8 protein-coding genes and 2 pseudogenes are annotated in these 13,993 nt (G+C 65.6%); 5 read left to right on the top strand and 5 right to left on the bottom strand.

From position 1 onward, the window contains the following. Positions 1–493 (top strand): annotated as a pseudogene (locus tag RIF85_RS11070) (peptidoglycan-binding protein LysM); the annotation flags it as partial. Between the two features lie 181 nt (positions 494–674). Here RIF85_RS11070 and RIF85_RS11065 read toward each other — a convergent pair. Genes RIF85_RS11065 through RIF85_RS11055 form a run of 3 tightly spaced genes read right to left on the bottom strand, consistent with a single transcriptional unit; the run spans position 675 to position 5,250 of the window. Beyond that, positions 675–1,649, bottom strand: a complete 975-nt coding sequence (locus tag RIF85_RS11065; protein WP_309071959.1) for an NAD-dependent epimerase/dehydratase family protein — start codon at positions 1,647–1,649, stop codon at positions 675–677. Further along, positions 1,646–4,234 carry an alpha/beta fold hydrolase gene (locus RIF85_RS11060; protein WP_309071958.1) on the bottom strand — a complete coding sequence of 863 codons (2,589 nt, stop codon included), beginning with the start codon at positions 4,232–4,234 and terminating at the stop codon, positions 1,646–1,648. Before RIF85_RS11060 ends, RIF85_RS11065 begins: the two co-directional genes overlap by 4 nt. Continuing rightward, a complete protein-coding gene (locus RIF85_RS11055) occupies positions 4,228–5,250 on the bottom strand; it encodes a 3-oxoacyl-ACP synthase III (protein WP_309071957.1) in 1,023 nt (340 codons plus the stop codon). Before RIF85_RS11055 ends, RIF85_RS11060 begins: the two co-directional genes overlap by 7 nt. 281 nt (positions 5,251–5,531) lie before the next feature. On the opposite strand from RIF85_RS11055, the gene smc reads away from it, so the two are divergent. After that, positions 5,532–9,104 carry a chromosome segregation protein SMC gene (gene smc, locus RIF85_RS11050; protein WP_309071956.1) on the top strand — a complete coding sequence of 1,191 codons (3,573 nt, stop codon included), beginning with the start codon at positions 5,532–5,534 and terminating at the stop codon, positions 9,102–9,104. On the opposite strand, the gene RIF85_RS11045 is transcribed toward smc, so the two are convergent. Then, positions 9,079–10,341 carry an MFS transporter gene (locus RIF85_RS11045; RefSeq protein WP_375164398.1) on the bottom strand — a complete coding sequence of 421 codons (1,263 nt, stop codon included), beginning with the start codon at positions 10,339–10,341 and terminating at the stop codon, positions 9,079–9,081. The two genes, smc and RIF85_RS11045, sit on opposite strands and share 26 nt — an antisense overlap. A 66-nt stretch (positions 10,342–10,407) precedes the next feature. Between RIF85_RS11045 and ftsY the strand changes: the two genes are divergently transcribed. From ftsY to RIF85_RS11030, 3 genes are all read left to right on the top strand, one after another. After that, positions 10,408–11,613, top strand: coding sequence for a signal recognition particle-docking protein FtsY (ftsY, locus tag RIF85_RS11040; protein WP_309071955.1), 1,206 nt, complete (start codon positions 10,408–10,410; stop codon positions 11,611–11,613). Between the two features lie 261 nt (positions 11,614–11,874). Next, the gene (locus RIF85_RS11035; protein WP_309071954.1) at positions 11,875–13,182 is read left to right on the top strand and encodes an ammonium transporter; all 1,308 of its coding nucleotides are present in this window, start codon (positions 11,875–11,877) and stop codon (positions 13,180–13,182) included. Further along, complete coding sequence (locus RIF85_RS11030; protein ID WP_309071953.1) at positions 13,179–13,517, top strand: P-II family nitrogen regulator; 339 nt, start codon at positions 13,179–13,181, stop codon at positions 13,515–13,517. The genes RIF85_RS11035 and RIF85_RS11030 overlap by 4 nt, the downstream gene beginning before the upstream one ends. Before the next feature lie 101 nt (positions 13,518–13,618). Here the strand turns inward: RIF85_RS11030 and RIF85_RS11025 are convergent. After that, positions 13,619–13,993, bottom strand: a pseudogene (locus RIF85_RS11025) (glucose-6-phosphate dehydrogenase); the annotation flags it as partial.

The raw sequence follows: 13,993 nt of genomic DNA, 5'->3' as shown, positions 1-13,993 counted from the left end.
CCAGGTCATCAGCCTGTCCGGTAGTGCTGCTGCGGCTCCGGCCCCTGCTGCTGCTCCGGCTCCTGCTGCTGCTCCTGCACCGCAGGTTCAGGCTGCTCCGGCTCCCGCCCCGGCTCCTGCTCCGGCTGAGACCAGCACGATGAACATCACCACCGCATCCTCGACCAAGATTCAGGTTGCAGAAGGCTCGGGCAGCGCCACCGGCGCAAGCATCCTCGCTTCGGCTCGGGCCCAGCTCGCGGCCGGTCTGATCCAGGACTGCACCGTCCTGCTGGAGCGCGCACTGGGAACCGGCGACCTCGGCCCGGCACAGTTCGCTGCCTACGGCACCCCTGTCAGCACCCCGGCACCGGGTGACATTGTCATCAGCGCCGGACACGTGGCCGTCTACGCCGGCAACGGCCAGGTCATCAGCAGCGGCATGAACGGTGCAAACCTCACCATGCAGCACCCGCTGAGCGATCTGGGCGCAGTGTCCTTCTACCGCGCGTAGCAGGCACCTGCGGCCACTGTGGCTCGCACCGCATAGCTGTTCAACATAAAAGGGAGAACCGGGAATCCGGTTCTCCCTTTTGTTTCCCACGTGCATTTCCGCCGTTCTGCCATCTGCCAGCATTGCCGTTCGGCTCGCCTGTGCCGTTGAGCGAAGCGGGATCCTCACGGTGGGACGAGGATCAGATGGCAACACCGTAGTGGTCCGCCAGCCGTGCAAAGCCCTCGTCGAGGCTTACCTCAGGGGTCCAGTCCAGAAGCTTCCGGGTCTGGCGCTGGTCAAACCAGTGCGCCGTCGACAGTTGCTCGGCCAGGAAACGGGTCATCGGCGGTTCACCGTCGGCGTTGGATCCGCGCCAGAACGTCTCGACGGCGCTTCCGGCAAGTCGGCCAACCCAACTCGGGACAGACATCCTCGGTCCAGGAACTCCGCCTGCCGCGCACATGCGGGCAAGGAGTTCGCCGATGGGGCGTGGTTCACCGTTCGTGACCACCAAAGCCAGGCCCCGCACATGATCGATCCGGTGCAGAGCGGCCGCAATGGCGGACGCCGCATTGTCCACATAGGTTGTGTCGACGAGTGCTGTGCCGCCGGCGAGGAGCGGAAGCCTGCCGGCACGGGCGCGGTTCAGGACGCGCTCCACCAATTGAGTATCTCCCGGTCCCCACACGATGTGAGGGCGGATGGCAGTGACCGACATGCGATCGTCATTCGCGCCAAGGGCAAGGATCTCCGACTCAGCCTTGGTCCGGGCATAGGATCCCCTTGCTTGCCGGGGATCTGCCGGTCCGGCCGCAGCACCGACCAGTGGCTTTCCGATGTGCGCAACCGAGGGCGAGGATACGTGCACGAACCGACCGATCCCTGCTGTCCGGGCAGCCCTGAGAAGATCAGCTGTGCCGGTGACATTGACGCGGTGGAACTCCGCCGGATCGCCGGTGAATGAAACCTTAGCCGCGAGGTGAACGACCGCGTCCATGTCCGCCACAGCGGTCTCAAGCGTCCTTCGGTCGGTTAGCTGACCGGTCACATCCTCCGCGCCCAGTACGCCCGAAGATCGGCGCTGCAGGGTCCGGACGGTATGTCCGTTCTGCACCAGTAGGGAGGCGACCGCTCCACCCAGCATTCCGCTTGCACCGGTCACCAGGACCTTCACGGTCTTTTCCTTCCGCGTCCCTCGAGCGCCGCGGCAGCCCATTCGGCCACCGCAGAACGGTCGATCTTCGCGTTGTGCCGGATATCAGTGGGCAGTGCGGACACCGTCAGTACGGCAGCCAGTTGCTCACTGCCGACCGCTTGCCTGACGGCGCTGGCCAAGGTTGTCGGTGCGAGGCTGATTGCTCCTGCACCGTGGGCGGGCTCCACAACGGCAACCACAGCCTGTGTGCCGGCCGGACCTATTCCAACCACGGCCGCCTGACGAACGTCGTCGAGTCGCTCGATTGCCTGCTCCGGCCCTACGGGCGTCAGGATGCCATCGGCGGATGTGATCAGGTGTGCGAGCCGTCCTTCTACCCACAGCCGCTCCTGAGCGTCGAGGTGTCCGACGTCGCCGGTGCGGTGCCAGCCGGCAGTCCGGGAGGATTCACGTTCAGTCACCCATAACCGGAAATAGCGGTCCTTGACGTGGGGAGCGCGGACGAGGATTTCTCCCGTCACGCCCGGCTCAGCTGTGGGTTCACCCGACGCAACGCCGTCGCGGTCAAGCGCACTGATGCGGATTTCCGCTCCCGGAACGGGCGCCCCGACGCATACTCCGTTGCCGGCACCCGAACACGTCGAGGCTGCTGACTCCCGGATCTGGCCCAAATCGATGTCAGTCACCGGCAGTGCTTCGGTCATGCCGTATGGCGTGTGCAGGACAGCGTTGGGAACAAGGGGCTGTAGATGCTCCAGAAGAGTGACGGGAACGGGGGCCCCGGCAGAGAGAAGCACCTCTATCCGCTCGAGCGCCGCCTTCCCGCGGTCCGAGACGTCGGCGGCTGTAGCCAGAACGTTGCGAAGTGCAGCCGGGGAGGCAAAGACCGTGGTGGCGTCGATGGCGGCTGCAGCATCGGAAAGTGCCCGCGCTGTCAGTGTCCGTGGCGCGGTGACGTCCATATCAGGAGTTACCGACGCCGCACCAAGGGCCGGACCGAGGAGCGCGAAGGGAGCGAAGCCGGCGACCAGTGCACTGCCCGGTGCCAACTGCAGGGTGGCGGCAAGCGTGTCCCGCATGGCCGACAACTGGCGATGCGTGTACACAACGCCTTTCGCCGGCCCTGTTGAACCGGACGTAAAGAGAATCGCGGCGTCGGAGTCAGCGTCGGGATCGGCGCCGTCGTAGGCATTTCCCTCCGACAGGAGATCCTCCAGGCGGTACCTCACATCCAGCAGTCGCCCCCGCAGGGGGGAGACTGCGCCGGCGCTGATGCGGACACCCGGCCACCCGAAAAGGCGCGCTGCCGCCAGCGCACGTTCGATACCGATCAGGAAGTTCGGGACTGTGCCGCGTACAGCCCGGCTCAGCCCCTTCGGTCCCAGCCCAGCGTCGGCAACCACGATGACGGCGCCGAGTTTGAGACAGGCGTAGATCAGGACGGTCAGGTCAATGCCCGGTGGGACCATCAGGCTCACTCTGCTGCCTGCCGTCACCCCTATCCGGTTCAGAGCCGCAGCGAGGCGGCTGACCCGGGAATCCAGTTCCTGCCAGGAGAGTGAGGCGGCCACGGAACCGTCCTGTCCCATGTCAGCTATGGCGAGCGTCTGCGCTGCGGGACCGCGGCTCCTCTCGCGGATCTGATGCCAGAGCGGTGTGGTTGCCCCGGGAGCCTCGCTCTCGTCGTCGTCCGAGGAGGCACGCACATTTAACCAATCGAAGATCGGCGCGGCGATGTCCCGGTCTTCGGCGACCAGATGGCTCGCGCCTTCGAAGCGGTGCACGTCAGCGTGGGGGAGCCGGCGGATGAGGTCATCAAGATAGGTGTCGGAGAAAATCGGGTCACGCGGCCCCCACAGCATCAGTACGGGTACGTCCAGGGTGCGTATGCTCTCCGCGATCCTCGTCAGTTCGGCATGGGACGGGTGCCCGGGACCGACGGGGATGTCGGCGACGAACTGTTCGATGCCTCGGCGTCGGTCCGCGGTACGGTACGGAGCACGGTAGGCGGCCCGTACGTCGCCGGCAAGTCTCGGCCGCGCCAGGGCGAGGGTCGTGTCGAGGAACGCCGTCGTCGTCGACGTCCCGAGGCGGTGGATTGCTCCGTTGAGCGCCAGTCTCAGCGGAGCGGGTATGGGGGAGCCCGGATCCTGATGGATGGCAGTGTTCGTGAGGATGACGGCGAGGAGGTCGGAGCGGTTCCGCTCGGCGAAACCGAGGCTGACTACTCCGCCCCAATCGTGTCCGACGGTGACCAGCGGGCCCCGGACCCCGGCGGCTGCCACGAAATCATCAAGGTCGGTAATGCGATCAGCGAGCTGCCGTTTCCGGCCGGTCCTGTCGGAGAAACCCATCTCAAGTTGATCGACGGCGACCACGCGCCAACCATGTCGGGCCCCTGCGGCCAATACGCTGCGCCAGAGGTAGGACCAGGTGGGGTTGCCGTGGACACACAGCAGTGTTCCGCGGACCTCCCCGGCTATGGACGGGAGGTTGTCGAGATAGTGCCAGCGGTTGACGGTTCCCTGGGGATCCACGCCGGCAGTTGACGGCACGTTGAGATACGCCGACCACGCTGGGTCGACGCCGGGAAGTTCTACCACTCAATCTCCAGCATCGCGGTGTTGAGTCCTGAACCCACGCCCATGCACAGCACCCGGTCGCCGGCGGTGAGGGTCTGGGCTTCGGCAGCCAGGGTCATGGGCAGCGACGCCGGCCCCACGTTTCCCCAGCGGGGGAAGGTCTGTGGGACTTTGGCGGGATCCAGATTGACGGCCTCGATGATCGCCTTGGTGTGCGTGGTGCTCACCTGATGGGTGACGTAGCGGTCCATATCCGCCCAACTCCAGTCCTGCTGGGCCTCTGTCCAGGCATCGACCACCAACTCCAGGCCTCCGTCGAGAAGTCCCTGGGCATCCGTATACATGCCGTCGATGCCCCCGACGCAGAGTTCGTGGTGTTCGGTTCCGGCACGGGCAACGCCGCCCAGGACGCGGTGGGATCCGGGGTGGGCGTCCGCCGGCCCGAGGATTGCGGCCGCTGCCCCGGAGCCCAGCGTCAGCGTTGCGAACTCCTGCATGAAGCTTTCCCTGGTTGCCCCCGGCTCGTTAAGTCTGCGCAGGGTTGCTTCCTGGGTGGCCTGTGCGTCTTCGCCGTTCACCACCATCGCGTACTGGATCTGACCTGCCTCGATCATGTTCGCCGCCAACGTCATCCCGTTGACGAAGCCGAGGCACGCGTTCGCAACGTCGAAATTCATCGCTGAGGAGGGAAGTCCAAGTCCGTTGTGGATCTTCACCGCGACGGAAGGCTCGAGGTTGGTCCTCGAGACCGACGTGTTGATCAGCAGCCCAATCTGGGAGGCTTCGATCCCCGAAGACGCAAGCGCTTTGGCGCCGGCTTCAATGGCACCGTCCTCGAACCCTGTTCCGGCCGCCCACCAGCGCCGTTCCGTGATTCCGGCGACGCGCTGCAGGAGGCCCTTGGAGAGCCGCAGGCGTTTTAGGGCCGGCGACAGGATGCGATCGAATTCTGCTGAGGTAATGATGACCGGTGCCTCAACACTTTCCACCCCGAGGAGCGCGGTGTTGTGATGTCGGAAGTTGGAATTACCGGTCAAATTTCCTGCCTTGTGTCCGTCTACCCCTTACGGGGCGATCCGCTGGTCCGCTGTTCGCTGCACCGGAACCGATAGCGCTTTGCCGGCAGTGGATGCCAATCTGAAGATGATAAGCATACTTCGGTTACTAACGATCCTGAGGAAAGCCTAGTTCCTCCCGCAGATAACGGCACCTTGGCACGACGGCGGAAGGGTTGGGTATGCCTGTGCATATGCAGCTGAAACCGGCGCGAACACAGTAGATTGTGGGGTAACAACCCTGATCGGAGAACCCGAGACCCGTGCACCTGAAAAGTCTTACCGTTCGAGGCTTCAAGTCTTTTGCCTCTGCAACGACATTCGACTTTGAACCCGGAGTAACCGCCGTCGTCGGTCCCAATGGGTCCGGCAAGTCCAATGTCGTCGATGCCCTCGCCTGGGTGATGGGTGAGCAGGGGGCCAAGACGCTCCGCGGCGGGAAGATGGAGGACGTGATCTTCGCCGGAACGTCCGGCAGGCCGCCGTTGGGCCGGGCCCAGGTCTCGCTGACAATTGACAACGCGGACGGCGCATTGCCGATCGAGTATTCGGAAGTGACTATCTCGCGCACCCTGTTCCGTGCAGGCGGCTCCGAGTACGCAATCAATGGAAGCAATTGCCGCCTCCTCGACATTCAGGAACTTCTCTCCGACTCCGGGCTTGGGCGTGAGATGCACGTCATCGTCGGGCAGGGCCAGCTCGACCGGGTTCTGCACGCAACCCCCGAGGACCGGCGCGGGTTCATCGAGGAAGCCGCCGGGATCCTCAAGCATCGTCGGCGCAAGGAGAAAACTGTCCGCAAACTTGAGGCGATGCAGGCGAACCTCACACGGCTCACAGACCTCACGGGCGAGCTCCGCAGGCAACTGACGCCGCTCGGCAAACAGGCCGACATTGCACGCCGCGCCCAGCAGGTGCAGTTCGAGGCGCGGGATGCACGCGCCCGCCTGCTCGCCGACGATCTGGTTCAGCTCACCACTTCGTTCGAGCAGGAGATCGCCGATGAGACCGCGCTGAAGCAACGTCGGGCGGAGGTGGAGGCGCTCCTTGAAGCAGGGCGGGCCAGGCAGGCCGAGCTCGAACGTCTCGCGGCGGCGGCGACCCCACGGCTCAACGCCGCGCGTGATGCCTGGTACCGCCTCTCATCCACCCGGGAGCGCTTCCGCTCCCTGGGCAGCCTGGCGGAGGAACGCCGTCGTCTGCTGGGTTCGGTGGATACAGCAGCGGATACAGGCCGTGATCCAGACGAGCTCGACCGGCAGGCGAGGCTTGTCCGGGCGGAGCAGGCTGAACTGGAAGAGCACATCGCTGAACGGCATGACACGCTCGAGGATGCCCTGGAGCAGCGCGCAGAAGCCGAGGACGCGGCCGCCGCCGAAGAACAGCGCCTTGCGTCCCTCCTGCGTGCAGCCGCGGACCGGCGCGAGGGGCTGGCGAGGCTTTCCGGCCAGGTGGGGGCGGCGCGGTCGCGGGTCGAAGCGGCAGAAGCCGAGCTCGGGCGGCTCCGCGACTCCGTGGTCGAGGTCTCCGAACGCCGTCGCCGTGCACAGAGTGAGTTCACCGCCCTCGAATCGCAGGTGGCAGGTGCGGAGGAAGGCGAAGAAGGACTCGACGCTGAGTATGAGGAAGCGGGCGCTGCGCTCGAAGCCATTCTCGAATCGTTGGAGGAGCTGCGGGAGCAGGAACGGGCGGCCGAACGCGAACGGGATGCCCTGCAGGCCCGCATCGAGGCTCTGCGGTTGGGCCTGGAACGCAAGGACGGATCCAACTCCCTGCTCGACGCCGGTTCGGCCGGGGTATTGGGGCCGGTGGCCGAGCTCCTGACGGTTGCGCCGGGCTTCGAGACCGCCATAGCGGCTGCGCTCGGCCCGCTCGCCGAAGGAGTCGCTGTCGATTCGCTGGAGGCTGCCGGCACCGCCCTCCGTACCCTGAAGGACGACGACGCCGGACGGGTCGAGCTGATGGTGGCCGGCGCCGCTGCCGGGGCAAAGGACCTGCCTGCCCTGCCCGACGGCGCGCGTGCGGCCTCCTCCCTCGTCACCACCCAGGACGCACTGGAGGGCGCGGTTCGAACGCTGCTCGCCGGCGTCGTCGTCGTCGCTTCGCTCGCTGACGCGGCAGAGCTGGTGCGCGCGCATCCCCAGCTGACCGCCGTGACGCGTGAGGGTGACATCTACACAGCCGTGTCAGTGCGCGGCGGTACCGCCGCGGCGCCCGGAACCCTCGAAGTTCAGGCCGCCGTCGACGAGGCTACTGACGCCCTCCGGGCTGCCACCGAACGGCACGAGCGCGCGCGCTTCGGGATCTCCGCAGCCACAGCGCAACGCCAGGCCGCCCAGGAGCGGGCGGACGCTGCCTTGGAGCGGCTGCACGAATCTGATGCCCGGCTCGCGGCCGTGGCGGAGAAACTGGGCCAACTCGGCTCGATCCTGCGCTCCGCCTCGGGGGAGACAGAGCGGTTGACCCGCCTGGCGGAAGCGGCCGAAAACAATCTCGCCGCCGAGCAGGAACGTTTGGCGGACATCACTCATCGGCTTGTGCAGGCGCAGGAAGCTCCCGCGGAGTCGGAACCTGACACTCAGACACGCGACATGCTGGCGCTCGCCGCCACCCATGCCCGGCAGGCCGAGATGGAAGCCAGGCTCGCTCTGCGCAGCGCCGAGGAACAGCTGAGGGCAACCACGAGCCGGGCCGAATCACTTGAGCACGCTGCGCAGACGGAACGTGCCGCGCGTGCGCAGGCTGCCGAGCGGGCGAGGATCCGCCGGCTGCAGGGCGCGAAGGCGGCAGCGGTAGGGCAGGCGGTCCGGCAGGTGCTCGCCTTCCTCGACGTCTCGGTCGACCGTGCAGCCCAAGCCCGGGACGCCGCCGAGGAGGTACGTGCAGCCTGGGAGAGCGAGCTGGCGACTGTCCGTGGCGGAAACGAGGCTCTCACGGCCGAGCTTGCGGAGTTGACGGACTCGGTGCACCGGGATGAACTGGCCCGCGCACAGCAGAAACTGAGGATCGAGGCCCTGGAGAACCGGTCCATCGAGGAGCTCGGATTGACCGCTGACCATCTGGTCGCCGAGTACGGCCCGGACCAGCCTGTACCCACCGCCGCCACATCTTCCGACAAGTGGGCGGAGCTCCGCGTGGCAGTCGACGACGACGGCAACCCCGTGCGTGAGGGCGTTCCGTTCGTGCGTCAGGAGCAGGAGAAACGCCTCAAACGGGCCGAACGTGACCTGTCGGCACTGGGAAAGGTGAATCCGCTCGCGCTCGAGGAATTTGCGGCACTGGAGGAAAGGCACCAGTTCCTCAGCACTCAGCTCGAAGACCTCAAGGCGACCCGCAAGGATCTCCTCGACATCATCCGCGAGGTGGATGAGCGTGTGGAGCAGGTCTTCACCGCGGCTTACCGGGACACCGCGGAGCAGTTTGAGCGGGTGTTCGGGCGATTGTTCCCGGGCGGCGAGGGCCGGCTGGTGCTGACCGAGCCTGACGACATGCTGAACACCGGCATCGAGGTTGAGGCACGACCCGCGGGCAAGAAAATCAAGCGGCTCTCACTGCTCTCCGGCGGCGAAAGGTCACTGACCGCCGTCGCGCTCCTGGTGGCGATCTTCAAGGCGAGGCCGTCACCGTTCTACGTGATGGACGAGGTTGAGGCAGCCCTGGACGATACGAATCTGGGCCGGCTCATCACCATCTTCGAGGAACTGCGCGAGTCCAGCCAGCTGATCGTCATCACCCACCAGAAGCGAACCATGGAGGTCGCCGATGCGCTGTATGGGGTAACCATGCGTGGCGACGGCGTGTCGACCGTGATCAGTCAGCGGCTGGTGGACGCCTGACCGACTTCACTGGGTCAGCAAGGGTCTCGCGGGCCATCGTCCACATCAGGATGGCTGCCAGGGCGGTCACACCGGTCAGCCCGAAGGCCCAGCCGTAGGAGAACGTGTCGACGAGGAGCCCGGCGAGGATCGGCCCGAAGATGGCTCCCGTGTCAGTGCTCATCTGGAACGTGGCAAGGACCTTGCCGCCGCTGCGGTCATTGCCGACGACGTCGGCCACTGCCGCCTGCTGGGCAGGATTCAGGATGCCTGCTCCGACGCCTGCGATGACCGAGACGACAAGGAAGGTCACGACGTCGCTGGTCAGTCCCAGGCACGCCATCGCGGCACCGTTGACTGCCAGTCCTGTCAGCACGAGCGGCTTCCGGCCCAGTGAGTCGGCGAGGCGTCCCGACACGGTAAGGGCCAGGGCAGTCCCGCCGGCGAAAAAGGCCAGCGATATGCCCGCCACCTCCGGACCGGCGCCCAGCACTGCAGCGGCAAACAGGGGAACCAGCGCCATACGGACGCCGAACGATGCCCAGCCGTTGGCGAAACCTGAGACCAGCGCCGCGCGGTAGGCAGAGTCCTGCATCGCTTCCCGAACGGTCAGCACAGGTTGGGAGGCGGCACCCTTCCGGTGACTCAGCGCCGTGTCCTTGAGCTGGAAGAAGACGACGGCGGCGGCCACCAGCAGTGCCCCGGCATACGCAAGAAACGGCACACGCAATCCGAATCCGGCCAGCAGGCCGCCGAGAAACGGACCCGCGATACTTCCGAGCAGGAACGCCGATGCGTAGGCGCCGGTGACCCGCCCGCGCATCCCCGCCGGGGCGAGCCGCACGATCAGTCCCATCGCCGAGATCGTGAACATGGTGGAGCCGATGCCGCCCAGGCCCCGGAAGATCAGAAGCTGCCAGTAGTCCGCCGCGAATGCGCACGCGGCAGTCGACAGCGCGACGATCAGCAGCCCGGCAACATACACAGGACGCTCGCCAAGGCGCTCGACGAACTTGCCGCCGGCAGGTGCGAACACCAGACGGGTGAACGCGAACGCGCTCACGATCACCGCTGCGGCTGCCGCCTCCACACCGAAGCTCTGCGCGAACTGGGGGAGCACCGGCGCCACCAGTCCGAAGCCGATCGCGATGACGAACGCCGCGGCGATCAGAACCTTGATCTCGCGCGGAAGGCGGAGCCGTGCCTCCGGGCTGGAACCCGTCTGGGCACGTCGGGGAAAGTTTCGAAAAGCAACCACGATTCACGATTCTCCCAGCTTCCGCATGACCTTCGGGCCAGGCAGCCGTGTGAGAAGCTTGGGAGCGTGAATGAGATCCTCCCGATAATTATTTACATACTCGTTGCCCTGGGCGTGCTCGGGTCGCTCGCGGCCCTCCTGGTGCGGTCACGCCGCACCCCGCCGGGCACCTACACCACCACACGTGACGCCGACGACGACGGCGGCATTACCTCGCGCGGGGTAGGCACTGACACCCTCGAAAGGCCAACCGGCCGCGATACGATGCCCGACGTCGTCGTTCCCGATGACCTGCGGGATCTCGAGGAAGCCTCCACCGGTGTCGAGACCATACCGGTTGAAACGCCGGATCCGGTGCAGGGCCGGCTTGCGCGTCTGCGCGCCCGCCTCGCCAAGTCGAACAACGCACTGGGCAAGGGCCTGCTGGCCCTCCTGTCGCGCGACCGTATCGATGAAGACGTGTGGGACGAGATCGAGGAGACGCTCCTCCTGGCCGATCTCGGCACCGCACCGACCGGGGAACTCGTGGACGCGCTCCGCGCACGGGTGAAAATTGCCGGAAGCCGGACTCCCGAAGAGGTCAAGGAGATGCTCCGGGAGGAGCTGGTCAAGCTCGTCGACCCCGGCATGGACCGTTCGCTGGCCACGGACCGCCACCTGGACCGGCCCGCAATCGTCATGGTCGTCGGCGTCAACGGCGTGGGCAAGACCACCACGGTAGGCAAGCTCGCCCGCGTTCTCGTGGCCGAGGACAAGGACGTGCTCCTGGGAGCGGCGGATACCTTCCGTGCCGCCGCTGCGGAGCAGCTCGCCACCTGGGGGCAACGCGTCGGCGTACCCACCGTGAAGTCAGACGTCGATGGTGCTGATCCCGCCTCCGTTGCCTTCGAGGCCGTGAAGGCAGGAATCGAGGGTGAGGTCGACGTCGTCATGATCGACACTGCGGGCCGTCTACAGAATAAGGTCGGCCTGATGGATGAACTCGGCAAGGTCAAGCGGGTCATCGAGAAGCAAGGCACCGTCGATGAGGTGCTGCTCGTCCTTGACGCGACGACGGGGCAGAACGGGCTGAACCAGGCGAAGGTCTTCGCTGAAGTCGTGAACATCACGGGAATCGTGCTGACCAAGCTGGACGGCACGGCCAAGGGCGGCATCGTCGTCGCCATCCAGCGTTCACTCGGGGTACCGGTGAAACTCATCGGACTCGGTGAAGGGGCCGATGACCTTGCACCCTTCGACGCGGAAGACTTCGTTGACGCGCTGCTGAACTGACAGCGCCGAGTCGAAGGTGAACCCGTAGTCACCGCCACGCCCCGCAAAGGAAGCAACCTACAGCGGGGCGTTCGGTTTTAACAGGGGCCGCCGGCATTTATCGGGTTGCGAAACACGACTGAAATCCGCCGGATATGCATTCTTTACGTCAGTGAACTCGCCGTAACGTACCGGCAACACAATTCCCAAGGCGACGAAACACGCCGTTGCGAGACTTTTTCCCAGCGGGAAGTGCCCGCCACTCGCGAGAGGACGTAAAAGATGGATCTGACAGCAGGTCACGTCTGGGTCATGGTTTCCGCCGCCCTGGTATTGCTCATGACCCCCGGACTGGCATTCTTCTATGGGGGCATGACCCGCGCCAAGGCAGCCCTGAACATGATGATGATGAGCTTCATCGCTGTTGGCCTGGTGGGCATCGTGTGGGTGCTCTGGGGTTACTCGATGACCGGCGGCGACGGCGTCGCCCAGCTCTTCGGCAACCCATTCGCCTCATTCGGGCTTGAGGGTCTCATCGGAACCGAAGACATGATCGGCGCTGGCTACGGGGTGACCTTCGCGATCATCACGGTTGCCCTGATCAGCGGTGCCATCGCGGACCGAGCCAAATTCGGCGCCTGGTCACTGTTCGTGCCGATCTGGGTGACGGCCGTGTACTGCCCGCTGGCCTTCATGGTCTGGGGCGGCGGACTGCTCAGCGCAGAAGGAGCCATCGGTAGCGCAGTCGGTGAAGCCATTGACTTCGCGGGCGGCACCGTCGTCCACATCAGTGCGGGCGTTGCGGCCCTGGTTCTTGCGATCATCCTCGGCAAGCGTCAGGGCTTCGGCAAGGATCCGGCACATCGTCCCCACAACGTCCCGCTTGTCATGCTGGGCGCTGCCCTGCTCTGGTTCGGGTGGTTCGGTTTCAATGGCGGCGCCGCCGGCACTGCTGAAGAAGCCGGCCTGATCTGGGTGAACACCATGGCGGCTCCTGCTGCAGCGATGGTTGGCTGGCTCGTCACCGAACGCTTCCGCGACGGACGTCCCACTTCCCTCGGTGCCGCCTCCGGTATCGTCGCTGGTCTGGTCGCGATCACTCCGGCCTGTGCAAGCGTCAGCCCGATCGGTGCCATCGGCCTCGGACTGGTTTCCGGAGCCGTGTGCGCCCTGGCCGTGAGCCTGAAGTACAAGCTCGGCTTCGATGACTCGCTCGACGTGGTGGCTGTCCACCTCGTGGCTGGCACGCTGGGAACGGTAGCCATCGGCTTCATCGCCCTGCCGGTCGACGGTGAGGGCGGCGGTCTCTTCTACGGCGGCGGCGCGGGCCAGCTCGTGGCCCAGGTAGTCTCCGTGCTCGTGGCAGTCACCCTCTCCGCGGTGATGACGGCCCTGATCGGCCTCGCGATCCACAAGACCATCGGTTTCCGCGTCACCCCCGACAACGAGGTATCCGGTGTTGACCTGTCCGAGCACGCAGAAACCGCCTACGAATTCGGCGGGCTGGGAGTCGGAGGCCAGTTCCAACCATTCCACCAGTCCGCCCAGGCACCCGCAGCCGAAACGGCACAGCAGAAGGTGAACTCATGAAGCTCGTTACAGCCATTGTTCGTCCCGACAAGCTGGACAACGTTAGGGGAGCCCTCGAGAACTACGGGGTTCAAGGACTCACCGTCAGCCAGGCGAGCGGTTACGGTCGCCAGCGTGGACACACTGAGGTCTACCGGGGCGCCGAATACACAGTCGATCTCCTCCAGAAAGCCAGGGTCGAGGTTCTGGTGGCGGACGCGGCGGTCACCGACATCGTCGATGTGCTCGTCTCCACTGCCAACACGGGCCGTGCAGGTGACGGCAAGGTGTGGGTTCTTCCCGTCGAGGACGCCGTCCGTGTACGGACGGGTGAGCGCGGGGACGCGGCGCTCTAAGGCTATGAACTCAGGGACGGGCCACGTGGTTTACACGTGGCCCGTCCTTCGTTTTGACCATTGACCCCGTTTGACCATTTACTGTCTGACGATTGACGACATCACCAGTTCGACGGTCCCGCCGATCCGGCCGCGTACTCGTCCATTGGCACGTCGTTCCGTTTCCATGCTTCCAGCACGGGCTCCACAATGCGCCAGCAATCTTCCGCAGTGTCACCGCGAACAGACAGGGTGGGGTCTCCGGACAAAACGCCGTCAAGAACTTCGCCGTAGGGGAGGAGTTCCGAGGCATTCAGCTCCGCCTGCAACGTTGCGCGATCCAGACAAAACACGTCACCGGGACCATTCACATCGATGTCCAGCGCAAGGGTGTCCGGCCCGAACCCGATCCGCAACCGGGTAGGCGAGTCGACGCCGGTGAAGCCCTCGGGGAGATGGTTCACCGGTTTGAAGGTGATCACTGCCTCCTTGCGCGT

It is taken from the genome of Arthrobacter sp., from assembly GCF_031179385.1.
In the GTDB taxonomy this organism is placed as follows: domain Bacteria; phylum Actinomycetota; class Actinomycetes; order Actinomycetales; family Micrococcaceae; genus Arthrobacter_D.
The sequence above is the reverse complement of the archived record's forward strand: the minus strand, read 5'-3'. Positions and strand labels throughout refer to the sequence as shown.

Coding starts and splice junctions, on each gene's coding strand:
- RIF85_RS11035 (WP_309071954.1), top strand. CDS start 11,875: ATGGATCTGACAGCAGGTCACGTCTGGGTCATGGTTTCCGCCGCCCTG.
- RIF85_RS11030 (WP_309071953.1), top strand. CDS start 13,179: ATGAAGCTCGTTACAGCCATTGTTCGTCCCGACAAGCTGGACAACGTT.